The organism is Mycobacterium sp. Panama NTM2 (assembly GCF_054355555.1).
In genome coordinates, this window is the sequence record NZ_CM135953.1 from 110324 (window position 1) to 133820 (window position 23497).

The window sequence follows — 23497 nt, forward strand, 5'->3', positions numbered from 1 at the left end:
GCCCCACGCGAACTCGCTATGCTTCCCCGATGCCGCTGGTGAGTAAGACCGTGGAGGTCGCAGCCCCCGCCGAGTCGATCATGGCGATCGTCGCCGACTTCGAGGCCTACCCGCAGTGGAACGAGGAGATCAAGGGCTGCTGGATTCTGGCCCGCTATCCCGACGGCAGACCGAGCCAGCTGCGGCTCGACGTGGTGGTGCAGGGCCAGGCGGGCACGTTCATCACCGCGGTGTACTACCCGGGAGAGAACCAGATCTTCACGATGCTGCAGCAAGGCGACCACTTCGAGAAGCAGGAACAGAAGTTCTCCGTGGTCGCCATGGGTCCGACGTCCCTGCTGACCGTCGACCTCGACGTCGAGACGACGCTTCCGCTGCCCAAACCGATGGTCAAGAAAGCCATCGGCGACACGTTGGACTACCTCGCCGACAACCTCAAGGCGCGCGCCGAGCAGCTCGCTGCGACCTAGGTTCGACCTGGGTGGACGGCCCCCACAGACCGATCCGGTCGAGATACTCCAGAAGCCGTGCCAACCCGTCGGCGAACTGACCTTCGGTCAGCCGCACCACGGTTGCGACGTCGCGCCGGCGCAGCGCGTCGATCAGCACCACGTGACCGGCCACCGCGTCGGCACCCCAGCTCGGGTCCGAGGCGAACACGTGCGGCGGTAGGTAGCGGCTGGCGTGCAGCAGAAACCAGGCCAGCTTGATCCGTCCGGAGGCCCGGTTGACGGCGCGGTGGAACGCGAACTCGGCCCGCGCGGCCCCGTCGGCGTCGTCGCGGTGCACGGCATCGGCCAGTGCGGCGTTGAGCTCCACCAGCTCGTCGATCTGGGTGTCGGTGATGCGCCCGGTGGCGGTGGCGGCCAGTTCCTGCGCGATCGTCGACTGCATCCAGAAGATGTCTTCGATGTCGGTGCGCGACAGCGGCATCACGCGGTGGCCCCGATGAGGTTCGAGCTCGACCATGCCCTCGCCGCGCAGCGTCCGCAGGGCTTCGCGCACCGGGGTGATGCTCACGCCGAGGCGGGCAGCGGTCTCGTCGAGCCGGATGAAGCTGTCCGGCCGCAGTGCGCCGGTCATGATCTCGGTGCGCAGCCGGCCGGCCACCTCGTCGGACAGTTGCTCCCGCCGAACCCTGCCGGACGGCTTACCCGTTGACAGCGGCCTGGCCGGAGCTGACATGGCGATGACGCCCTTCCCCCTGCGGGTGCGACGGGTTGTCCCGACGCCACCTGGGCCATAGTGTGACCGCGGCAACACAATGTTTGATCAAATATCAGCACCGCGCAACTCACGACCGCAGACGATGACGGAGCGATCCTGGTGACAACCGAGCTGGAGCAGCCGTACCTGGCCCGGCGGCAGAACTGGGCCAATCAGCTCTCCCGGCACGCGCTGATGCAGCCGCAGAACACCGCGCTGCGGTTCAGCGGCGCCACCACCACGTGGGCCGAGCTCGAACGCCGCGTGTCCGCCCTGGCCGGGGCCCTGCATCAGCGGGGCGTCGGTGCCGGCGACCGCGTGCTGATCCTGATGCTCAACCGGCCCGAGTTCATCGAGACGACGATCGCGGTCAACAAGCTCGGCGCGATCGCCGTTCCGGTGAACTTCCGGATGACCCCGCCGGAGATCGCCTTCCTCGTCTCGGATTGCGGTGCGGCGATCGTCGTGACCGAACCTGTCCTGGCCGGCGTGGCCACCGCGGTGCGCGACCTGGACGCCACGCTGCAGACGGTCGTCGTCGCCGGGACCGAGACGGGCGACGGGGCGCTCGGCTACGAGGATCTGATCGCCGAGAACGCGCCGTGCCCGCCCGTCGACGTTCCCGACGATGCGCCCGCGCTGATCATGTACACCTCCGGCACCACCGGCCGACCCAAGGGTGCGGTGCTCACGCACAACAATCTGGCCGGTCAGGCGATGACCCACCTGTTCACCAACGGGGCCGACCTCAACCACGACATCGGCTTCGTCGGCGTGCCCCTGTTCCACATCGCAGGTGTCGGCAACACGATCGTCGGACTGCTGCTCGGCCGGCCGACCGTCATCTATCCGCTCGGCGCCTTCGATCCGGACCAGCTGCTCGATGTGCTCGCCGCGGAGAAGGTGACCGGCATCTTTCTGGTGCCGGCGCAGTGGCAGGCGGTGTGCGCAGCGCAGCGCGCCCATCCCCGAGAGCTGTCGCTGCGGGTGCTGTCCTGGGGCGCCGCGCCCGCCTCGGACACATTGCTCCGCGAGATGGCCGACACATTCCCGGGCGCGGCGATCCTCGCTGCCTTCGGCCAGACGGAGATGTCGCCGGTGACCTGCATGTTGTTGGGCGAGGACGCCCTGCGCAAGCTCGGTTCGGTCGGCAAGGTCATCCCGACGGTGTCGGCGCGCATCGTCGACGACGACATGAACGACGTGCCGGTGGGTCAGGTCGGCGAGATCGTCTACCGGGCTCCGACGCTGATGGCCGGCTACTGGAACAACCCTGCGGCCACCGCGGAAGCCTTCGCCGGCGGGTGGTTCCACTCCGGTGATCTGGTTCGGCAGGACGGCGACGGTTACATCTGGGTCGTCGACCGCAAGAAGGACATGATCATCTCGGGCGGGGAGAACATCTATTGCGCCGAGGTGGAGAACGCGCTCGCCGCGCACCCCGACATCGCCGAGGCCGCCGTGATCGGCCGCCCGGATCCGAAGTGGGGTGAGGTGCCGGTTGCTGTGATAGCCCTGCGAACTTCGCTGACATCGGCTGGGAACGCGCCGCTGTCGCTCGCCGATCTCGACGCGTTCCTCACCGAGCGGCTGGCCCGCTACAAGCATCCGCGCGCCCTCGAAATCGTCGAGGCGCTGCCCCGAAACCCGGCAGGCAAGGTGCTCAAGACGGAGCTGCGGATCCGGTTCGCCCCCGAGCCGGGGATTGACGCCCGCGAAAGTTCCACGCGGACAACGGTTTCGACGGGGCAGCGGTGACGCGGCGCGGAGGGGGAGCCAGTGCTAACGGTTGAGTGCGCAATACCGCCGATGCGGTACGAAGCGTCGCCACCATCGGGTACAGTCCGGTGGTCCGTCTTACTACCGACCGGTAGTAAGACGTGTCTCACACGTCTGGGGTTGGGGCTGGAAGGGAGCGTGCGACAGGTGCTGCCGGTGCGCTACATCTCCGACGGTTGCGTCGCGGAGACTTCGCGGTGACGACGACTTCCAACCTGACGGGCTACGTGCGCGATCAGGTCAGGCCCGCGCTGACCGCGGTCGGCGGATTCGTGCGCATGTGCGCCCTCGTCGGTAAAGCCCTGCTGCGGCCGCCGTTCCAATGGCGCGAATTCATCCTGCAGAGCTGGTTCCTGCTGCGCGTCGCCTTCCTGCCCACCGTCGCGGTGTCCATCCCGCTGACCGTGCTCCTCATCTTCACGCTGAACATCCTGCTCACCGAGTTCGGCGCGGCCGACATCTCCGGCGCCGGCGCGGCGCTGGGCGCGGTCACCCAGCTGGGTCCGCTCGTGACGGTGCTGGTGGTCGCCGGCGCCGGCTCCACCGCGATCTGCGCCGACTTGGGCGCCCGCACCATCCGCGAGGAGATCGACGCCCTCGAGGTGCTCGGCATCGACCCCATCCACCGCCTGGTGGTACCCCGCGTGGTCGCCTCCACGTTCGTCGCGATGCTGCTCAACGGCGCGGTCATCACGATCGGTCTGGTCGGCGGCTTCATCTTCGGCGTGTACCTGCAGAACGTCTCCGCGGGTGCCTACGTGTCGACGCTGACCCTGGTCACCGGGTTGCCCGAGGTACTCATCTCGCTGATCAAGGCCCTCACGTTCGGTCTGATCGCCGGCCTGGTCGGCTGCTACCGCGGGCTGACGTGCGCCGGCGGTGCCAAGGGCGTGGGAACCGCCGTGAACGAGACCCTGGTGCTGTGCGTGATCGCGTTGTTCGCGGTCAACGTCGTGCTGACCACCATCGGCGTCAAATTCGGAACGGGGAGCTGACATGTCCACTGGCGCCGTCCTACGCTCCCGGTTCCCCCGCGGAGTCGCCACAGCGCAGAAGGTGGCCGGCGCGCCCGCCCGCGGTCTGGATTCTCTCGGACACGTCGCCTGGTTCGTGGTCACCGCGGTCGGTTCCATCGGGCACGCCGTGCGTCACTACCGCAAGGAAATGCTGCGCCTGGTCGCCGAGATCGGCATGGGCACCGGAGCGATGGCCGTCATCGGCGGCACCGTCGCCATCGTCGGCTTCGTCACGCTGTCGGGGTCATCGCTGGTCGCCATCCAGGGCTTCGCATCGCTGGGCAACATCGGTGTCGAGGCGTTCACCGGATTCTTCGCGGCGCTGATCAACGTGCGCATCGCCGCTCCGGTCGTCGCCGGACAGGCGCTGGCCGCCACGGTCGGCGCCGGCGCCACCGCCGAGCTGGGCGCCATGCGCATCAGCGAGGAGATCGACGCTCTCGAGGTGATGGGCATCAAGTCCATCTCGTACCTGGTGTCCACGCGCATCGTGGCGGGCTTCGTGGTCATCATCCCGCTGTACGCGATGGCGATCATCATGAGCTTCCTGTCCGCGCAGGTCACGACGACGCTGATCTACGGGCAGTCGACGGGAACCTACGAGCACTACTTCCGCACTTTCCTGCGGCCTGATGACGTGTTCTGGTCGTTCGTGCAGGCCGTGATCATCTCCGTCATCGTCATGCTCAACCACTGCTATTACGGCTTCTACGCCAGCGGCGGTCCCGTCGGCGTCGGCGAGGCCGTCGGTCGCTCGATGCGCGCCTCGCTGATCGCCATCGTCTGTGTGGTCCTGTTCGCCTCGTTGGCGCTCTACGGCGTCGACCCGAACTTCAACCTGACGGTGTAGCCATGACCGCACCCGTGAACAGCAAGCGCACCCCGCCCTACAAGCTGGCGGGACTCGTCCTGGCCCTGGTGGCGATCGTCGTCCTGGTGTTGGTCTTCCTGCAGTTCCGTGGCGATTTCCTGCCCAGGACGCAGCTGACCATGATGGCGGCGCGCTCCGGGCTCTCGATGGATCCGGGCGCCAAGGTCACCTACAACGGCGTGGAGATCGGCCGGGTCGGCGAGGTCGAACAGGTCACCGTCGGTGACGAACCCCGGGCCAAGATCATTCTCGAGGTCAACCCCAAGTACCTCGACCTGATCCCGCAGAACGTCAACGCCGACATCAGCGCCACCACCGTGTTCGGCAACAAATACGTGTCGTTCTCCTCGCCGAAGGACCCGTCGCCCCAGCGGATCAACAGCTCCGACGTCATCGACGTCACCAAGGTGACCACCGAGTTCAACACCCTGTTCGAGACCGTCGTGTCGGTCGCCGGTCAGGTGGACCCGATCAAGCTGAACCAGACGCTGACCGCGACGGCACAGGCGCTCGACGGACTCGGCGACCGGTTCGGGCAGTCGATCGTCAACGGCAACCAGATCCTCGACGAGATCAACCCGCAGATGCCGCAGCTGCGCCGGGACAACCAGCTGCTCGCCCAGCTCGCGGACGTGTACGCCGACGCCTCGCCCGACCTGTTCGACGGACTGCAGAACGCGGTTACCACCGCGCGCACGCTCAACGAGCAGCAGGGCAACGTCGACCAGGCGCTGATGGCGGCGGTCGGATTCGGCAACACCGGCGGCGACATCTTCGAGCGCGGCGGGCCCTACCTGCAGCGGGGCCTCAAGGATCTGGTGCCCACGTCGGCGCTGCTGGACAAGTACAGCCCCGAGCTGTTCTGCACGATCCGCAACTACCACGACGTCGAGCCGAAGGTCGCCGCGTCGCTGGGCGGCAACGGCTACTCACTGCGCACGCACTCCGAGCTGGTCGGGTTGGGCGCCGGAAACGCCTACGTCTATCCCGACAACCTGCCGCGGGTCAACGCCAGGGGCGGACCCGAGGGCCGCCCCGGCTGCTGGCAACCCATCACCCGCGATCTGTGGCCGTCGCCGTACCTGGTGATGGACACCGGAGCGTCGATCGCGCCGTACAACCACCTGGAACTGGGCCAGCCGCTGCTCACCGAGTACGTCTGGGGCCGCCAAGTCGGGGAGCACACGATCAACCCATGAAAATCACCGGAACCGCGATCAAGCTCGGGGCCTTCTCCCTGGTCCTGCTGCTGTTCACCGCGCTCATCATCGTGGTGTTCGGCCAGATGCGCTTCGACCGCACCAACAGCTACTCGGCGGTCTTCACCAACACCAGTGGCCTGCGCTCCGGGCAGTTCGTCCGTGCGTCGGGTGTGGAGGTGGGCAAGGTCAAGGACGTCAAGCTGATCGACGGCGGCACGAAGGCCCGGGTCGACTTCGACGTGGACCGCTCGCTCGACCTGTTCGACGAGACCACCGCGTCGATCCGCTACCTGAACCTGATCGGCGACCGCTACCTGGAGCTCAAGCGGGGGGACAGCAACACCCGCCTGCAGCCCGGCGGCACCATCCCGGTCGAACGCACCGAGCCCGCCCTCGACCTCGACGCGCTGATCGGCGGCTTCCGCCCGGTATTCCAGTCGCTGGATCCCGACAAGGTCAACACCATCGCGCAGTCGATCGTGACGGTCTTCCAGGGCCAGGGCGGAACCATCAACGACATCCTGGATCAGACGGCGTCGCTGACGTCCGCGCTGGCCGATCGTGACCAGGCGATCGGAGAGGTGATCAACAACCTCAACACCGTGCTGGCCACGACCGTCAAGCACCAGCAGCAGTTCGACGACACGGTCAAGAACTTCGAGACCCTGATCACCGGGCTCAAGAACCGCGCCGATCCGATCGCCAAGTCGGTGGCCGACATCAGTGACGCCGCCGGCACGATCGCCGACCTGCTGGCCGACAACCGGCCGCTGCTGCAGCAGACCACGAGCAAGCTCGAGATCCTGCAGCAGCCGCTGGTCGATCAGAAGGATCAGCTCAATGACCTGCTGGTTCGCGTGCCGACCGCGCTGAAGATCATCGGCCGCGCGGGTGGCATCTACGGTGACTTCTTCAACTTCTACGCCTGCGACGTGACGCTCAAGCTCAACGGGCTCCAGCCCGGCGGGCCGGTGCGCACGGTCAAGGTGTGGAGCCAGCCCTCGGGTAGGTGCACACCGCAATGAGAGTCCTCGAGGGTTCCAACCGCGTCCGCGGCGGTTTGCTCGGCATCATCCTGCTGGTCATCGTGATCGGCGTGGGCCAGAGCTTCACCAGCGTGCCGGTGCTCTTCGCGACGCCGACGTACTACGCGGAGTTCTCCGACACCGGCGGCATCAACGCCGGCGACAAGGTCCGGATCGCGGGTGTCGACGTCGGCCTCGTGCGCTCGACCGAGATCTCCGGCGACAAGGTCGTCATCGGCTTCGGGCTCGGCGGGACCGAGATCGGCACCAAGAGCCGTGCCGCGATCCGCACCGACACGATCCTGGGCCGGCGCAACATCGAGATCGAGCCGCGCGGCGACGAGCCGCTTCGCGCCAACGGCACGCTCCCGCTGGGCCAGACCTCGACGCCGTACCAGATCTACGACGCGTTCTTCGACCTGAGCAACTCGGCGTCGAACTGGGACACCAAGACGGTGCGCGACTCGCTAAACGTGCTGTCGGAGACGATCGACCAGACCTATCCCCACCTGAGCGCCGCGCTGGACGGGGTGGCCCGGTTCTCCGACACGATCGGCAAGCGCGACGACCAGGTCAAGCAGTTGTTGAACAACGCCAACCGGGTCGCCGGCGTGCTGGGCAACCGCAGCGAGCAGATCAACGCGCTGTTCGTGAACGCGCAGACGCTGCTCGCGGCGGTCAACGAGCGCAACTACGCGGTCAGCCAGCTGTTGGAGCGGGTGGGCAAGTTCTCCACCCAGGTCAAGGGCTTCATCGACGACAACCCGAACCTCAACCATGTGCTCGAGCAGCTGCGCACCATCAGCGACGTGCTCAACGAGCGCAAGTTCGACCTCGTCGACGTGCTGACCACGCTGTCGAAGTTCACCGCGTCGCTGGGCGAGGCGGTCGCCTCGGGCCCCTACTTCAAGGTGATGCTGGCCAACCTGGCGCCGTACTGGATTCTGCAGCCCTACGTCGACGCGGCGTTCAAGAAGCGCGGCATCGACCCCGAGCAGTTCTGGCGCAACGCCGGCCTGCCCGCCTTCCGGTTCCCGGACCCCAACGGCACCGGCTTCCCGAATGGCGCCCCGCCGCCGTCGCCGACCCCGCTTGAAGGCACCCCGGACAATCCGGGACCGGCCGTCGTGCCCGGCTCGCCGTGCTCCTACACCCCGCCCGCGGACGGGCTGCCCCGGCCGGGGAACCCGCTGCCGTGCGCCGGTCTGTCGGTCGGCCCCTACGGTGACAACCCGTATGGCCCGAACTACGCAGGCCAGGGACCGAACGTGGCAACGTCGGCACCGAACCCGAACGGCCCGCAGCCGGCTCCGGGTGTGCCTGCCGCCGCGATTCCGGGTCAGCTCTCGCCGAACGTGCCGGGTGCGATGCCTCCGCTGCCGCCCGCCCCGCCCGGGGCGCGCACGGTGCCGCTGTCGCCGCAGCCGTCGCCGCCGGACTTCACGCCCGGTATCGCACCGCTGCCGCCGGCACTCGACGGGCCGCCGCCTCCGCCCGGTCCGGGTCCGCAGCCGGCCCCGGCGGGCCAGCCGCTGCTGCCGGGTAATCCACCGTTCCTGCCGCCGGGCTCGCAAGGTTAAGGGGGTGCAGAGCTAGATGTCGACGATCTTCAACGCACGAAACCTGAAGGTGCCGGGCGTGTCCCGAACGGCACTGGTGATCGGCACCGTGGTGCTGATCGCCGCGATCGTGGCCGCGTTCTTCGGATACAAGGCCTACCAGCGGTTGACGAAGAACACCGTGACCGCGTACTTCACCCAGACCCTTGCGCTGTATCCGGGCGACAAGGTGCAGATCGTGGGTGTGCAGGTCGGCAAGATCGAGAAGATCGAGCCCGACGGCGACAAGATGAAGGTGACCTTCAACTACGACAAGAAGTTCAAGGTCCCCGCCAACGCCACCGCCTCGATTCTGAACCCGAGCCTGGTCGCCTCGCGCACCATCCAGCTCGCCCCGCCCTACACGGGTGGGCCGGTGATGGAGAACGGCGCCGTCATCAATCTGGACCGCACCCAGGTGCCGGTCGAGTACGACGATCTGCGCGACTCCCTGGACAAGCTGCTCACCGATCTCGGTCCCACGCCCGCGCAGCCCAAGGGTCCGTTCGGCGACATCATCGAGTCCGCGGCCGACGGTTTCGCCGGCAAGGGCGAGCAGCTGAACAAGACGCTCAAGGGTCTGTCGGACGCGCTGTTCGCCCTCAACGAGGGCCGCGGCGACCTGTTCAGCGTCGTCAAGAGCCTCGCGTTGTTCGTCAACGCGCTGTACAAGAGCGATCAGCAGTTCGTGGCGCTCAACAACGACCTCGCCAAGTTCACCAACGCGTTCACCAACACCGACCGCGAGGTAGCCGACGCGCTGCAGGACCTCAACCAGTTGCTCACCACCACAAGGGATTTCATCGGCAAGAACGGCGAGGTGCTCGCCCACGATGTCGACAACCTCGCCGACGTGACGAACGCGATCCTGCAGCCGGAACCCCGGGACGGCCTGGAGACCGGTCTGCATGTCTTCCCGAACCTGGGCGCCAACGTGGTCAACATCGCCGCGCCCAACCAGGGCGGCATCATGAGCGTGCCGGTGATCAACAACTTCGCGAACCCGATGCAGTTCATCTGCAGCGCGATCCAGGCCGGCAGCCGGCTGGGCTACCAGGAATCGTCGGAGCTGTGCGCGCAGTACCTGGGCCCGATCCTGGACGCGATCAAGTTCAACTACCTGCCGTTCGGTGCGAACCAGCTGCAGGCGGCGATGACGTTGCCCAAGCAGATCGCGTACTCCGAGCCCCGGCTGCAGCCGCCGCCGGGATACAAGGACACGACCGTGCCCGGCATCTTCTCCAGGGACACCCTGTTCTCCCACGGCAATCACGAGCCCGGCTGGGTCGTCGCGCCCGGCATGCAGGGCGTCGAGGTGCAGCCGTTCACCCAGAACATGCTCACGCCGGAATCCCTGTCGGAGCTGATGGGTGGCCCCGACATCGTCGCTCCGCCGGCTCCGCCCGCCTTCGGTGTGAACAACGGCCGGCTGCCCGGCCCGCCGAATGCCTACAACGAGAACAATCCGCTGCCCCCGCCGTGGTATCCGCAGCCGGGTCCCCCGCCGGCACCCGCACCGGGTGTCATCCCGGGTGATCCTTTGGGGGCGATCTCGCCGGCGGCGTCTGGCCCCGCGCCTGCGCCTGCGGCGGCACCGTCGGGACCATTGCTGCCGGCTGAGTCGGGAGGCTGACCGTGGGACGTATGGCGACTTTGAGCCGGCGCGCTGTGGCGCTGGGCGCGGCAGCCGTGGTGCTGACATCGTGCGGTTCGTGGAAGGGCATCGCGAACGTGCCGCTGCCCGGCGGTCCCGGGACCGGGCCCGACCACACCACGATCTACGTGCAGATGCCGGATACGTTGGCGCTCAACGTCAACAGCCGGGTACGGGTGGCCGACGTGTACGTCGGCCGGGTGCGGTCCATCGAGTTGAAGAACTGGGTCGCGACGCTCACGCTGGACCTGGACAACACGGTGCAGCTGCCGAAGAACACGCTGGCCAAGATCGGCCAGACGAGCCTTCTCGGTTCGCAGCACGTGCAGCTCGATGCACCGCCGGACCCGTCCCCGGAGAAACTCGAGACCGGCGACACCATTCCGCTGAAGAACGCGTCGGCATTCCCGACGACGGAACGCGTGCTGGCGAGCATCGCGTCGATCCTGACCGGTGGCGGTGTGTCGAATCTGGAGACCATCCAGACCGAGATCTTCAACGTCCTCAACGGCCGGTCCGACCAGATCCGGGAGTTCCTGGGCAAGCTGGACACGTTTACCGACGAGCTGAATCAGCAGCGCAACGACATCACCCGCGCGATCGATTCGACGAACCGGTTGCTCTCGATCGTCGAGCAGCGCAACGACACGCTCGATCAGGTGTTGACCGAGTTCCCGCCGCTGATCAAGCATTTCGCCGATACGCGCGATCTGTTCGCCGACGCGGTGGAGGCTCTGGGCCGGATCAGCAACGCCGCCGACGATGCGCTGTCCCCGGCCAGCGGTGACCTGAACACCAACCTGGCCAACCTGCAGCGTCCGCTGCGGGAGCTGGGCAAGGCCGGGCCGTACCTGCTCGGCGCGCTGAAGCTGATCTTCACCGCACCGTTCAGCGTCGAGAACGTGCCGAAGGTTATCCGCGGTGACTACCTCAACGTCTCGATCCTGGTGGATCTGACGCTGTCGGCCATCGACAACGGCATCTTCAGCGGTACAGGCATCTCCGGATTCCTGCGGGCCCTCGAGCAGTCGTGGGGCCGCGACCCGGCCACGATGATCCCGGATGTGCGGTTCACGCCGAACCCGCATGACGCACCCGGCGGACCGCTGGTGGAAAGGGGTGAGTGAGCGATGCTGACCCGCTTCATCAAGATCCAGTTGGTCATCTTCACGGTGCTCACCGTGGCGGCGGTTGCCGTGCTGGGCCTGTACTACCTGCGCCTGCCGAGCCTGGCCGGGGTGGGGCAGTACACGCTCTACACGGAGCTGCCGCGCTCGGGCGGCCTGTACGCCACGGGCAACGTGACCTATCGAGGTACTCAGATCGGCAAGGTCACCGAGGTCGAGCCGACCGAGAAGGGTGCCCGGGCGACGTTGAGCATCAGCAACGACGTCAAGATCCCGGTCGACGTGACGGCCGAGGTGCACTCCGTCTCAGCGATCGGCGAGCAGTACCTCGATCTGGTGCCGGCCGCGGATACCAAGCAGTACCTCAGCCCGGGCCAGACGATCACGAAGAGCACCGTGCCGGCGGAGGTCGGGCCGGCGCTCGACGCGGCCAACCGTGGGTTGGCCGTGCTGCCCAAGGAGAAGATCGATTCGCTGCTGACCGAGACCTCGGCCGCGGTAGGCGGTCTCGGGCCGTCGCTGCAGCGTCTGGTCGAGTCGACGACGAACCTGGCCCAGGGGTTTCGTGACAACCTGCCGCAGGTCAACGACATCATCGCCAACTCCGCGCCGATCCTGAACAGTCAGGTGCAATCGGGTGATGCGATCCAGCAGTGGTCGCGGAACCTGAACATCATCGCGGGCCAGACCGCCGAGCAGGACGGCGCGCTGCGCAGCGGCCTGCAGCAGGCGGCGCCCACGCTGGATCAGGTGGACGCGTTGTTCTCCGACGTCCGGGACTCGTTGCCGCAGACGCTGGCCAACCTGTCGGTGGTCACCGACATGCTCAAGCGTTACAACAAGGGCCTCGAGCAGGCGCTGGTGGTCCTGCCGCAGGGGGCATCGGTGACGCAGGCGGGCACGATCTTCGAGAACGAGGGTCTGATTCACTTCGCCCTGTCGGTCAATCTGCCGCCGCCGTGTATGACCGGCTTCCTACCGGCCTCGGAGTGGCGCTCACCGGCCGACACGTCGATGGCTCCGCTGCCGACGGGTACCTACTGCAAGATCCCGAAGGACTATCAGGGTAACGTGGTTCGCGGCGCGCGCAACTACCCGTGCGCGGACGTGCCGGGCAAGCGCGCGGCATCGCCGAGGGAATGCCACAGCAACGAGCCGTATGTGCCGCTGGGCACCAACCCCTGGTACGGCGACCCGAACCAGATACTGTCCTGCCCCGCTCCGGGCGCCCGGTGTGACCAGGGTGTCGATCCGGGTCGGGTGATCCCGGCGCCGTCGGTGAACAACGGCATGAACCCGTTGCCCGCCGACAAGCTGCCCCCACCGCTGAGCACCTCACCGGTCAGTGATCCGATCAGCCGACCGGGCTCGGGTACCGTCAGCTGCAGCGGGCAACAGCCCAACCCGTGTATCTACACTCCCGCGCAGGGCCCGCCCGGCAGCACCGCCGCGTACAGCCCACAGAGCGGCGAGGTGGTCGGGCCCGACGGGGTGAGATACAACGTGAAGAATTCGAGCAACCCAGGAGATGACGGATGGAAGGAGATGCTGGCACCAGCCGGCTGAACCCCCCCATCGACACCCCCGAGGACGGCGCCGCCGACGAGGAGATGACGGTCGCCGACGAGACGACGGTCGCCGCCGAGGATTCCGTCGGCGAGGTTCCGGCGGATCCGCGCCGACCGTCGCGGCTCGGCACCCGTTGGGTCGCCGGCCTGACCGCGGGGCTGGTCCTGCTGGCCGGTGGTGCTGCGGCAGGCGGCTACTTCGCGTGGAAGGCCAACCAGCGTGCCGCGGCGATCGCCCGCAGTGACGACGCGGCGCTGGCCGCCGCCAAGGACTGTGTCGCGGCCACCAACGCGCCCGACACCGCGGCGATGACGGTGGCGCAGTCGAAGATCCTGGAGTGCTCGACCGGTGACTTCGGGGTGCAGGCCGGCCTGTTCGGCAGCGTGATCGCCGAGGCGTACCAGGCCGCCAACGCCAAGGTCGCGGTCGACGATCTGCGTGCCGCGGTGGAGCGGCACAACCCGGACGGGTCGATCAACGTGCTCGTCGCCGTGCGGGTGAAGATCACCAACTCCCAAGCAGCGAACCAGCAGGTGGGCTACCGGTTGCGCGCCACCATGGCGTTCGACGAGGGCCGCTACCGCATCGCCAAGCTCGACCAGGTCACGTCGTGACGGCAGTCCTGCCGATCGCCGACTCGACTGCGGACACCGACGTGCCGGAGCCCAACCGGGCCCCGTGGTCGTCGCGCGCCGGCGCTCTGCTGGTCGATGTCCTGCCGGGTGCGGCGGTGATCGTGACGACGGCGCTGCTGGCTCTCGCCTCGCCGGCCGACGGGTGGGCGCGCTGGGCGTTCACCGGTGCGGCTGCGGTGGCGTTGTTCGCCATGGCGGTCAACCGGCTGGTCCTTCCGGTCGCGACGGGCTGGACGCTGGGCCGCGCGCTGTGCGGGATCGCGGTGCGCGACCGCGCCGGAACGGGCCGTGCTGCAACGGGCGGCGGCGGGACCGTCGGCCTCGGCCGGTTGATCGTCCGCGAACTCGCGCATCTGCTCGACACCCTGGCCGTCTTCGTCGGGTGGCTGTGGCCGCTCTGGGATCGCCGGCGGCGCACGTTCGCCGACATGCTGGCCCGCACCGAGGTGCTCGTCGTCGAGCGGCCCGCTCGGAACATGCGGCGGGTGGTCGCGCTGGTGCTGATCGCCGCGGCCCTGGTTTGCGCGGCCGCGGCGGGGCTCGGCTATCTCACGGTCTACCGACACGAGCGCGCGGTCGACGCGGCGCGGGCCCAGATCGACGAGCAGGGGCCGCGGATCGTCGAGCAGATGCTCAGCTACAGCGCCGACACGATGCCCGCCGACTTCGCCCGGGCGCAGGCACTGACCACCGACACCTACCGGGAACAGCTGATCGCGCAGCAGCAGGCCGCCCAGAAGGCGGGTGTCACCTCCAACGAGTACTGGGCTGTCAGCCACGCGGTGCTCACCGATCCGCCGGTGACCCCCGATCAGGCGTCCATGCTGCTGGCGATGCAAGGGCAGCGCGGGGACGATCCGAAGACCCTGAAGTTCATCACGGCCACGGTGCGCGTCGACTTCGACCGGGCGCCGAACGGCCAGTGGCAGGTGGCGAACCTGACCGTGCTGAAGAAGCCGCAGATGAATCCGGCGGGCCAATGAGTCCGCGGCGCAAGGTCGACGACACCGCGGCCGACTACTTCGGCAGCCGTCCGCGGCGGCCGCGACGCTGGGGTCTGCCGGTGGTCGCGACCGTGGTGGCGCTGGTGGTCGCCGCGGCGATCACCGCGAGCACGCTGATGCTGATCCGACACGAGCAGGATCGCACCGAGGCGGTGCGGGAGGCGTCAGCGCTGGGGTATGCCCGCGAGTTCATGACCGAGTACATGACTCTCGACCCGTTCCACGCCAACGCCTACGCCGACCGGATCGCCGCCCAGGCCACCGGGGAGTTCGCCAAGACCTTCAAGGAGAAGCAGAACGAGATCCTGCTGCAGGTGGCCCGCGGAGAACCGACCACCGGCACGGTGCTCGCCGCGGGGGTGCAGCGCTGGAACGACGACGGCAGCGCCGACGTGCTCGTCGCCACGAAGGTGACGTCGACGTCACCCGACGGCAAGACGACGGTCGAAAGTGGCAGCCGCTGGATCGCCACGACGATCAAGGAAGGACAGCAGTGGAAGATCAGCAACCTGATTCAGGTGATCTGACCACCGACGAGTCGGCAGCCCCCAGCGATCCTGCCAGCCCGCCACGTCGCCGCCGGTTCTTCCGGCGCTCCCGCGCGGCTGAACCCGCCGCGGAGGATCCCGAGGTGACGGTCGATCGGGTCGAGCCCGAGTCGTCGGCAGTCGAGCAGTCGCCGGATCAGCCGAAGAAGCCGGTCGGCAAGGCGGCTCGGACGCCCACGCCCACACCCGCCGCCGCCGACGTCGTGGTCGACGAGCCGGACGCCGACCACACGTCGGACCTCGAATCCGAGCCTGCGGCCGACTCCGAGGAACCCTCTGAGGAGGACGTGTCCGCTCCGGATGAGATCCGGATGGTCGAGCATCGCCCCGCAGGGCGCGGGCTGGTCATAGCGGCACTCGTTGCCTCGGTGCTGTTCGTCGGTGGGGGCGCATTCGCCGGCGCGATGGTGCAGCCCTATCTGGCGCAGCGGGCGCTGAACACCACCAAGCTCGAGATCGCCCGGACCGCCACCGCAGCGATCACCGCGCTGTGGACCTACACCCCCGACGACATGCCCGCCCTGGCGGACCGGGCGTCGCGGTACCTCGGCGGCGACTTCGCCAACGACTACCGCAAGTACATCGATGCGATCATCGAGCCGAACAAGCAGGCCCAGGTCACCAACACGACCGAGGTGGTCGGTGCGGCCGTCGAGAGTGTGTCGCCGGCGATCGCCCCGACCGACGCCACCGCGATCGTCTACACGAACTCCATTTCGACCAGCCCCGTCACAAAGAACATCCCGTCGCTGCGCTACCTGTCCTACCGCCTGACGATGAAGCGCGACGGCGGGGAGTGGCTGATCACCCGCATGTCGACGGTCACGTCGTTCGATCTGACCCCGCAGCTGTAACTCCGTTGTTCCACGTGAAACGTCACGCGCATGCGCCTGACGGGTTCTTTCGCTGCGAAGCCGTTGGGCTGCAATGGCTTTCGGCTGCGGACGGGGGTGCGCCGGTGGTCCGGGTGGTCGCGGTGGACGAGCACTCGTTGACGCTGGAGCATCTGGCGACGGTGGCACCCGAGCGGGCGGCAGCACGGACGTTCGGCGCTCGGCTGGCCCACACCCATGCGGCCGGCGCGGACGGCTTCGGTGCGCCACCGCCGCAGTGGAACGCGCCGTCGGGGTTCTTCGGCCCACTCGAGCAGCCATTGCCGATGAGCTACAGCCGAGTCGGGTCGTGGGGGCGCTTCTACGCCGAGCACCGGCTGACGCCGATGCTGGCACGTGCACGGGTGACGCCGGACACCCGTGAGGCGGTCGAGGCCGTCATATCCCGTTGTGCAGCAGGTGTTTTCGACGACCCCGCCGAACAACCGTGCCGGCTGCACGGGGACCTGTGGAGCGGCAACGTGATGTGGACCGCCGACGGGGTGGTGCTGATCGACCCCGCTGCGCACGGCGGGCATCGGGAGACCGACCTCGCGATGCTGGCGCTCTTCGGCTGCCCGCACCGGGACGCGGTGCTCGAGGGTTATCAGGAGGTGCGGCCGTTGACCGCAGGCTGGCACGACAGGCTCGGTCTGCATCAGCTCTACCCGCTGCTGGCCCACGTCGTGCTGTTCGGCTCCGGTTACGAGCGGCAGACGCTGGCGGCGGCTCGGAGCGCTCTGGCGATCAGTTGAACGCCAGCCAGGCCGGTTGTGCCCGCTCATGCGAATCGCACAGTACGGCCAGTGTGTCGCAGGACCCCTGCGGCGAGCCCGCGCCCGCCCACATGCCGCCGGTGTCGCGGCGCAGCACGATGGCCGTCGATCCGCCGCCGTCGAGCAGGACCGCAGTGTCGCTGCCCAGCCCGCGGAACAGGTCCTGGATCTGGTCGGGGGTGTAGCTGCCGCCGGAGAACACGTACATCTCGTCGCGGTCGCGCACGTAGGCGAGCGCGGTGCGCGCCGCGCTCGGACCGGGATCGTTCATCTGGCCGGTGTCTCCGGGAGCGAGCAGGTGCATGCCGGCCACGGCGACGAACCGGGTGCCTTTGTCGAGCAGATCGGCGATCACCGGCGAGGCCGCGTCGTAATCGGTGTCGCTCGTGGGCGCTACGACGAACGGCGCGCCCTGCACCGGCAGGATCATCGTCGAGAGCGCCATCCAGTTCTCGTCACCGCCCGAGAGTCCCTGCTTTCCCGCGTACGCCGGCGTCCCGGTGACCGCGGCGTTGGTCCGGCCCAGGCCGCGGGTGTTGTCGACGTAGGCGCCCAGCGGCGAGCTGCATCCGGTCTGTTTCCACGAGGCGCCCTGTTGCCCGCGCACGTCGAAGAAGTTCGCGTTGATCGCGATCGTCGGCTGTCCCAACACCTGCCACGCCTGCAGCGGTGAGTAGGTCTCCGATGCCTGCAGGAGTCCCTCGGAGGTGCGGGCCCGTGGGTCGCGTTCGCAACGGGCCTGGAACCCGGTGTGGGAGTCGGCCAGCAGCCGCGGAGCCAACCTCGACGAGGCAGCCTTGATGATCATCAGCCGGCCGCCGCTGGTCATCTCGTAGGAGCGGCCGGACGCGTCGAGCATGGGCGCGGGGAAGCCGGGACCGAAGTTGTAGACGAGATAGGAGCCCTTGGTGGTGGCGATCGCGGCGGCGAGGAGCTCGCGGGCACTGGCTGCCGCGGCACCCGGCGCACTGATCCCGGCCGCTACCAGGGTGCATGCGACGGCCGCCGCGACACCGCGAAGGCGCCGCCGCATGTTTGCGGCAGGAGTCGGCATCGGCGGCTCCTTCGAACGTGACTTCGACCGGAATGGTCAGGACGTTAACAATAATCGCAGGAGAAACGGTGTCAACTTTCGTCACAGCAGTATCACAGGATGATCCCGCAGAGGTCGCTGCCCCGTTTGCTGTTGCGTCCCGGCAGTTGTGCGAGTGGGCTCAGAGGCTCGTCTGCGCGGGCACGACGTGCACCACCGTGGAGATCCGGCCGTTCTCGTCGCGGGTGCCGACGGTGACATAGAGGGTCCCGTCCGGCGCGAGCGACACCGCGCCCGTCGAGAACTGGTCCAGGATCATCGGAGGTGCACCCTCGGTCACGAACACTTGCCGAGTGCCGTCCGGGCCGGCCGCGAAGACGCGCGTCGTCTGCTGGAAACCGGACGGTCCGTCGTAGCTCTCCTCGTACAGGGTGTAGTAGAACGTGCCGTCGGGTCCGATCTCGACGGGCCCGCTCGGCTGGTAGCCGTCGGAGGGGAAGAACTTGTCGAAGATCGGCGTACCGTCACTGCCTATCGAGAGCAGTTGGGTGCCGTCCGGAGTCTGGCCGACGATGTGCGCGGTGTTGCCGATGACCTCGACCTGGAACGGCGTCACATCCGTCTCGTACAGGGTCTCGGTGATGACGCCAGAGGACGGGATTGCGATTCTGTGTTCTTGGCCGTCGTCGAGGACTGCGAAAAGGGTTCCGTCAGCGGCGAACCGGAGTGAGGCAGTGCTGAACGATGTCCCCAGTTCTGACACCTCGGCCACGCCGTCGGTGACGGCGATGAGTCGGCCGCCGGCACCATCGAACACATACACCGTTGCGCCCCGGCCCGCGAAGATCTCGCCGCCGTATGAACCGACGTCGACAGTCCTGACCGCCCCTGCTGCGTTGACGTACAGGAGTCCGCTTCCGTCGATCGCTAGGTAAGCGCCGCTGCCGTCGGCCGTCGAGACCGGGCCGCCCTGCCATCCTGTGACGAGATGATCGACCCGGTGTCCTTCTGCGTCGACGACCGCGACCCATGCGCTGTCCCTGTCGAACCAGGTGACGACGGCTGAGTTACCGGCGGTCGCGATGCTGTCTGCGCCAGACGGCGTCGGCAGGAACGTGCGATGGACGGACCCGTCGGCAGCCACGACGAGCACGCCGGCCGACTGGTTGAGCCGTCCGTCGGGTTCCACACCAATCGTGTCGGCCAGGACATATGCCGTCCCGTCTGGGGTCAACACCACCGACGTCGCGTAGCTTCGGTCGGTGATGGCGGTGCCGTCAAGCGGGGTCAGCGCGACAACCGATTCGTCTCCCGCCGACGAGATGCGCCACAGCGATGCGCGTTCGGTGTTGTCTGCGCCCAACTGTGATACTGCCACGTAAAGGGTTCCGTCCGGTCCGGCGACGCCTCCGACGGGGTATGCGTTGGCTGCATAACCGCGTGCATGGCTTGAGACCTGCCCTGTGGCAGTGACGCGCCACACGACCACCGTTTCGTCGGTGCTGTCGAGTCCGACGTAGTAGTTCGTGCCCTCGGCTGACCGTATCCACTGCCCGTATACAGGCACCTGCATCGAGGTCAGGTCTGCATCTGGCGTCACGACCACCAGACTCGCGAACCCATCGTCGACATCGGATTGACCTACAGGAACGAATGCGATCCCGCCGTCAGCCAGCGTGACGACGTCGGACGTCACCCGCCTGGACGCCGGACCCGTCACCATGGCGCCGGCCACGGTTCCGGCCACGTCGACGCGCCCATCCGGTGAGGCGACGAGAACCGTTGTGGTGTCTGTGTTCTCGTCGTACACGAACTGATACCCGCGATCACTCGTCCCCACCACAGCCGAGATCTGTGGTACTCCGAACACAGGTGGCTGCGGAACAGCGTTGAGGCTGAGCAGATGGGTCCCGCTCTGATCTGTCACCGAGTACACCCGTGACTGGTCCGGGCTGATCGCCAGTGCATCAATCGAAATGCCGGGCAGGACAACCGATTGCACGGCCTCGGTGATCGTGTCGACCGCCACGAAGGACACCCCGTCGTCCGTGGTGACTGTGCCGAACACCCGTGTGCCGTCCGAGCTGAGGCTCAACCCGCTCAACGAGCCGGGGACCAGGATGTCGTAGGTCGAGTTGTCGTTGTCGTCGATCACCGTCAGGTAGTGCTCGCTGCCATCCTCGAGCTCCGTGCCGACAAAGAACCGACCGTCGTCGGAAACGAGCAGGTCGCTCGTCACCACGTTGCCGAACGCACCCGTCCCTCTGTCGAAGTCCGGGCCCGCGATCCTGATGTAATGCTCCAGGCGCTGCTTTATCGGGTTGTACTGGTTTTCGATGAGGTAGCCCGTGGCGCCGTCACGGCTCAGCTGGATGGAGCCGAGGAAGCCATCGGCGGAACCGCTTCCGCCGCCTGCCGCTTCGTCAGTGTCCAACCTGATGAAGTAGTCCAGGGCGGCGCCTCCTTGTTCATCGGGTATCCGGACCACGAAGTAGGCAGCCTTGCTGTCGGCGCTGTAGCGGACCGGGGTGAGCAACTCACCGCCCTCGTACCACGACCGAGGGACCGATTCGCCGGTGGTCAGATCGATCACCGTGAACGCCGCGGCAGGTTCACCGTACGCCGAGGCCGTCATCACGAAGGCTTGCAACCCATCCGGTGTGACATGGATGGCATCGGTCATGTCGTCGGGAAGGTCGACAGTCCGCACGGCATCCGTGGTCGTGTCGACGATGGCCAGTGCGTAGTCCCCGGACGGATCACTGGTGGTGACGTAGACGCGGTCGCCGATCGCGGAGAACGTCAGGTCGCCGAGGGTGCGTCCAGGCAGCGCGATCGTCCGCGTCGTTGCGCTCGCCGTGTCGATCAGCAGTACATCGGCGCCGCTCGTGGCATAGGCCCGTGCGCCGTCGGCGCTCAGGACGATCGGCCCATCGACCGGGCCGTCCAGCGGCACCAGATACCCGGTGCGGGCCGCCGTGTCGATGACCGCCAATAAGTAGTTGGGCGAGCCGTTTTCGCCGACCTCGACGGTGGACAGATAGGCGCGGCCGCCATTGGCGCTGACAACGATCGGCTGGGTGGTCTTCCCGTTGATTGCGATGTGGCCGTCCGCAGTCGTCGAAAACAGGATCGGAACAGTGATGTCGACGGTCGCGAGACCTCCGTGGCCGTCGTCGACGGAGATCGTGAAGGAGTCCAATCGATCGGCGGCGCCGGCCGTTGCGGCGGACGCGGCAGCGCGCACGGCTGCTGTCGGCGTGTAGGTCCACTGGCCGGTGGACTCGTCGAACGTCACGTCGACGCCCTCGGCTGACGTGCCCACCGAGTAGGTCGGCGGATCACCGTCGGGATCGGTGACTGCGATTGTGCCGATGACGGTTCCGGTCACCGCCGCTGGTGCGCCGCCGGAGACGGATGTGATCGCGGGTTGCTCGTTGGCGGGGCTGATCTGAACGTCGATGACGGTGGTCTGCACTCCGCCGTACCCGTCGCGGAAGGTGAACGTCACCGTGGCGACCGTCGGATCCGTCGCCGCCAGCGCCGCGAAGCGCTTCATCCGCGCTGTCCCGCCGCCCGCCAACGCTGCCGCGGCAGCGTGTCGGGCTTCCGGAGTGGCTTCGAATGTCCAGACACCCGTGGTGATGTCGTACTCGACGGTGCCTTGGGCAGGGTCTACCTCGATGACGGCGTCGACCGGATCGCCGTCGGCGTCGGTGACGATGATGACCCCCGTGGTGACGCCCGTGTCGGCGTCGACCTCTTGCTCGGGTTGCTCGGTGACCACGGGCACCTCGTTGGCGCCGATGATCGACACCGTGATCGGGACGACGGTGGTGTTGCCGTCGGAGTCGGTGACCGTGACGGTGAAGGTGTGCAGCTTGTCCGCGGTGCCGGCATTGTCGGCCGCCGCCTGGTGGCGCGCCGCCGGGGTAGGCGTGTACGTCCATATGCCCCCGTCATCCACGGTGGCTTCGCCGAGCTCGCTGTCGTCGCTCACTTCGTACTCCAGCGGGCCGCCCGACGGGTTGGGCACCGTGATCACGCCGGTGGCCGGCTCGTCGCCGGAGGCGGCCAACGGGCTGACCGCAACGGTGACCTCGAATGTGTCGCCTCCACCGTGGCCGTCGGTGACCGTCACGGTGAACGTGTCGGTGAGGTCGGACTCCGTCGCCTCTTGACGCGCGGAAACCGTTGGGGTGTAGATGAACCCACCATCAGCCGCAATGACGACCCTGCCCTTGGCGGTGGTGGCGGATCCACTGAAGGTGAGCGGGTCGCCGTCGTCATCGCTGGCGGTCAGCGTGCCGCTCACCGCACCGGTGGTGGAATCGGCGTCCCCGGATGTCGCCGACCCACCGACGGGGACGGCGTTCGCAGGGCTGATGGAGACGGTCACCGGAACCGTCAGGGTCCCGCCCTTCCCGTCGCCCACTGTGACCGAGAAGTTGTCGCTGCGTAGTTCGGCACCCACATTCGCTGCCGCGGCGGCGTGTCGCGCCGCTGCGGTCGGGTGGTAGACGAAGCCGCCGGTCGACGTGACGACGACGGTGCCTCGGCTGGGTGGGTCTGCCAACGCGTAGGTGAGGGTGTCGCCATTGGGATCCGCGGCGGTGACGGCCCCGGTGACGAGCCCGTCGCTGTCGGGGTCGTTGACCGTTGCGGCGCCGTCGGTGGGAGCGGCGTTGGGTGGCGGCGGAGCGATCCGGACGTAAACCGTCGTCGTGGCGATACCACCGTGGCCGTCGTCCACGGTCACGATGAAGCTGTCGAGGCGCCGGAAGATGTTGCGGGCGTCCTGGCGCGCCTGCTCGGTGGGTGTGTAGGTGAAACGCCCGTCGGCGTCCACCGTGACGGTGCCGCGCGCGGTGCTGGCCGGCGCGGTGAAGGTGAGTGGATCACCGTCCTTGTCCTTGACCACCACGCTGCCCCGCACCACGCCCGACGTCGGGTCGGGTGCGGCGACTGTGTTCGTAGCCGAAGGTTTTGCGTTGACGGGCCGGATCGCCACGGTGATCGGCACCACGGCGGTGCCGCCGGCGCCGTCGGACACGGTGATCGTGAAGGTATCGGTCCGATTCCCGTCCGGTGCCGCTGCGGCATGCCGGGCAGTGGCGTCGGGGGTGTAGGTGAAAGTGCCGTAGCGGTTGACGGTCACGCTTCCGGCGAGCGGAGTCGATGCGATGTAGGTCAGCCGGTCGCGATCGGCGTCTGAGGCGCGGATATCGCCGACCACCTTGCCGCTGATCGGACTCGGGCTCCTCTGGTAGGCCACACTCGCGGTGGGCGCCGAGTTCGTCGCTGCGGAGTCCCGACGGGACGCGGCAGCGAGCAGCCACATCGCGGGCGCGATGATCGGCGCGCCAGCTGGATCAGGTACGGCGGGTAGCGCGAGGGTTGCGAGGCTCCTCATCGCGGTGACGACGGGGGCGGGCCTCGCAGCGATCTCGACGGGCGCGGCGACCGGCGCGGCAATGTCGGCCGATACGACAGGTGTCGACAGGCCATGTCCCTCGCGTTCGTCGGCGGCCGCGGGGGCGGATCTCGTCCGGCGCAAGGGTGCCGGTTGCGCGCGCTCGCCC

At 67.8% G+C, this 23497-nt stretch carries 18 protein-coding genes; 15 read left to right on the forward strand and 3 right to left on the reverse strand.

What is annotated here, in order from left to right:
• The first annotated feature begins 29 nt into the window (after positions 1 to 29).
• Positions 30 to 470, forward strand: a complete 441-nt coding sequence (locus ACXYX3_RS00600; RefSeq protein ID WP_221353008.1) for an SRPBCC family protein — start codon at positions 30 to 32, stop codon at positions 468 to 470.
• On the opposite strand, the gene ACXYX3_RS00605 is transcribed toward ACXYX3_RS00600, so the two are convergent.
• Positions 436 to 1185, reverse strand: a complete 750-nt coding sequence (locus tag ACXYX3_RS00605; RefSeq protein WP_458609729.1) for a GntR family transcriptional regulator — start codon at positions 1183 to 1185, stop codon at positions 436 to 438. The genes ACXYX3_RS00600 and ACXYX3_RS00605 overlap by 35 nt on opposite strands.
• 141 nt (positions 1186 to 1326) lie before the next feature.
• On the opposite strand from ACXYX3_RS00605, the gene fadD5 reads away from it, so the two are divergent.
• From fadD5 to ACXYX3_RS00675, 14 genes are all read left to right on the forward strand, one after another.
• Positions 1327 to 2964 (forward strand): fatty-acid--CoA ligase FadD5, encoded by a 1638-nt coding sequence (gene fadD5 / locus ACXYX3_RS00610; RefSeq protein ID WP_458609730.1) that lies wholly within the window; start codon positions 1327 to 1329, stop codon positions 2962 to 2964.
• Positions 2965 to 3182: 218 nt separating this feature from the next.
• A complete protein-coding gene (locus ACXYX3_RS00615; protein ID WP_221353011.1) occupies positions 3183 to 3980 on the forward strand; it encodes an MlaE family ABC transporter permease in 798 nt (265 codons plus the stop codon).
• Position 3981: 1 nt separating this feature from the next.
• A complete protein-coding gene (locus ACXYX3_RS00620; RefSeq protein WP_221353013.1) occupies positions 3982 to 4851 on the forward strand; it encodes an ABC transporter permease in 870 nt (289 codons plus the stop codon).
• 2 nt (positions 4852 to 4853) lie between these two features.
• Positions 4854 to 6071, forward strand: a complete 1218-nt coding sequence (locus tag ACXYX3_RS00625; protein WP_221353015.1) for an MCE family protein — start codon at positions 4854 to 4856, stop codon at positions 6069 to 6071.
• On the forward strand, positions 6068 to 7099 hold the full coding sequence (locus ACXYX3_RS00630) for a virulence factor Mce family protein (RefSeq protein WP_221353017.1): 1032 nt from the start codon (positions 6068 to 6070) through the stop codon (positions 7097 to 7099). The genes ACXYX3_RS00625 and ACXYX3_RS00630 overlap by 4 nt, the downstream gene beginning before the upstream one ends.
• A complete protein-coding gene (locus ACXYX3_RS00635; RefSeq protein ID WP_221353019.1) occupies positions 7096 to 8679 on the forward strand; it encodes a virulence factor Mce family protein in 1584 nt (527 codons plus the stop codon). The genes ACXYX3_RS00630 and ACXYX3_RS00635 overlap by 4 nt, the downstream gene beginning before the upstream one ends.
• Positions 8680 to 8695: 16 nt before the next feature.
• Positions 8696 to 10330 (forward strand): virulence factor Mce family protein, encoded by a 1635-nt coding sequence (locus ACXYX3_RS00640; protein WP_458609731.1) that lies wholly within the window; start codon positions 8696 to 8698, stop codon positions 10328 to 10330.
• Between the two features lie 11 nt (positions 10331 to 10341).
• The gene (locus tag ACXYX3_RS00645) at positions 10342 to 11478 is read left to right on the forward strand and encodes a virulence factor Mce family protein (protein WP_221353023.1); all 1137 of its coding nucleotides are present in this window, start codon (positions 10342 to 10344) and stop codon (positions 11476 to 11478) included.
• Positions 11479 to 11481: 3 nt separating this feature from the next.
• Positions 11482 to 13044 carry an MCE family protein gene (locus tag ACXYX3_RS00650; RefSeq protein WP_221353025.1) on the forward strand — a complete coding sequence of 521 codons (1563 nt, stop codon included), beginning with the start codon at positions 11482 to 11484 and terminating at the stop codon, positions 13042 to 13044.
• Positions 13014 to 13661 (forward strand): hypothetical protein, encoded by a 648-nt coding sequence (locus ACXYX3_RS00655; RefSeq protein WP_221353027.1) that lies wholly within the window; start codon positions 13014 to 13016, stop codon positions 13659 to 13661. The genes ACXYX3_RS00650 and ACXYX3_RS00655 overlap by 31 nt, the downstream gene beginning before the upstream one ends.
• Positions 13658 to 14665, forward strand: a complete 1008-nt coding sequence (locus tag ACXYX3_RS00660) for an RDD family protein (protein ID WP_458609732.1) — start codon at positions 13658 to 13660, stop codon at positions 14663 to 14665. Before ACXYX3_RS00655 ends, ACXYX3_RS00660 begins: the two co-directional genes overlap by 4 nt.
• A complete protein-coding gene (locus ACXYX3_RS00665; protein ID WP_458609733.1) occupies positions 14662 to 15213 on the forward strand; it encodes a mammalian cell entry protein in 552 nt (183 codons plus the stop codon). Before ACXYX3_RS00660 ends, ACXYX3_RS00665 begins: the two co-directional genes overlap by 4 nt.
• Positions 15180 to 16088 carry a mammalian cell entry protein gene (locus tag ACXYX3_RS00670; protein ID WP_458609734.1) on the forward strand — a complete coding sequence of 303 codons (909 nt, stop codon included), beginning with the start codon at positions 15180 to 15182 and terminating at the stop codon, positions 16086 to 16088. Before ACXYX3_RS00665 ends, ACXYX3_RS00670 begins: the two co-directional genes overlap by 34 nt.
• 5 nt (positions 16089 to 16093) lie before the next feature.
• Positions 16094 to 16861 carry a fructosamine kinase family protein gene (locus tag ACXYX3_RS00675; RefSeq protein ID WP_458609735.1) on the forward strand — a complete coding sequence of 256 codons (768 nt, stop codon included), beginning with the start codon at positions 16094 to 16096 and terminating at the stop codon, positions 16859 to 16861.
• On the opposite strand, the gene ACXYX3_RS00680 is transcribed toward ACXYX3_RS00675, so the two are convergent.
• Together ACXYX3_RS00680 and ACXYX3_RS00685 are read right to left on the reverse strand one after the other, a co-directional pair.
• A complete protein-coding gene (locus ACXYX3_RS00680) occupies positions 16854 to 17936 on the reverse strand; it encodes a phosphodiester glycosidase family protein (protein ID WP_458609736.1) in 1083 nt (360 codons plus the stop codon). The genes ACXYX3_RS00675 and ACXYX3_RS00680 overlap by 8 nt on opposite strands.
• Before the next feature lie 160 nt (positions 17937 to 18096).
• The gene (locus ACXYX3_RS00685) at positions 18097 to 23328 is read right to left on the reverse strand and encodes an Ig-like domain-containing protein (RefSeq protein ID WP_458609737.1); all 5232 of its coding nucleotides are present in this window, start codon (positions 23326 to 23328) and stop codon (positions 18097 to 18099) included.
• Positions 23329 to 23497: the final 169 nt, after the last annotated feature.

Excerpts from the sequence above, each read along its gene's own strand:
- ACXYX3_RS00600 (WP_221353008.1), top strand. The coding sequence starts at position 30 with ATGCCGCTGGTGAGTAAGACCGTGGAGGTCGCAGCCCCCGCCGAGTCG.
- ACXYX3_RS00685 (WP_458609737.1), bottom strand. The coding sequence starts at position 23,328 with ATGAGGAGCCTCGCAACCCTCGCGCTACCCGCCGTACCTGATCCAGCT.
- ACXYX3_RS00630 (WP_221353017.1), top strand. The coding sequence starts at position 6,068 with ATGAAAATCACCGGAACCGCGATCAAGCTCGGGGCCTTCTCCCTGGTC.
- ACXYX3_RS00680 (WP_458609736.1), bottom strand. The coding sequence starts at position 17,936 with ATGCCGACTCCTGCCGCAAACATGCGGCGGCGCCTTCGCGGTGTCGCG.
- ACXYX3_RS00635 (WP_221353019.1), top strand. The coding sequence starts at position 7,096 with ATGAGAGTCCTCGAGGGTTCCAACCGCGTCCGCGGCGGTTTGCTCGGC.
- ACXYX3_RS00650 (WP_221353025.1), top strand. The coding sequence starts at position 11,482 with ATGCTGACCCGCTTCATCAAGATCCAGTTGGTCATCTTCACGGTGCTC.
- ACXYX3_RS00620 (WP_221353013.1), top strand. The coding sequence starts at position 3,982 with ATGTCCACTGGCGCCGTCCTACGCTCCCGGTTCCCCCGCGGAGTCGCC.
- ACXYX3_RS00645 (WP_221353023.1), top strand. The coding sequence starts at position 10,342 with ATGGCGACTTTGAGCCGGCGCGCTGTGGCGCTGGGCGCGGCAGCCGTG.
- ACXYX3_RS00665 (WP_458609733.1), top strand. The coding sequence starts at position 14,662 with ATGAGTCCGCGGCGCAAGGTCGACGACACCGCGGCCGACTACTTCGGC.
- ACXYX3_RS00640 (WP_458609731.1), top strand. The coding sequence starts at position 8,696 with ATGTCGACGATCTTCAACGCACGAAACCTGAAGGTGCCGGGCGTGTCC.
- ACXYX3_RS00605 (WP_458609729.1), bottom strand. The coding sequence starts at position 1,185 with ATGTCAGCTCCGGCCAGGCCGCTGTCAACGGGTAAGCCGTCCGGCAGG.
- ACXYX3_RS00625 (WP_221353015.1), top strand. The coding sequence starts at position 4,854 with ATGACCGCACCCGTGAACAGCAAGCGCACCCCGCCCTACAAGCTGGCG.
- ACXYX3_RS00655 (WP_221353027.1), top strand. The coding sequence starts at position 13,014 with ATGGAAGGAGATGCTGGCACCAGCCGGCTGAACCCCCCCATCGACACC.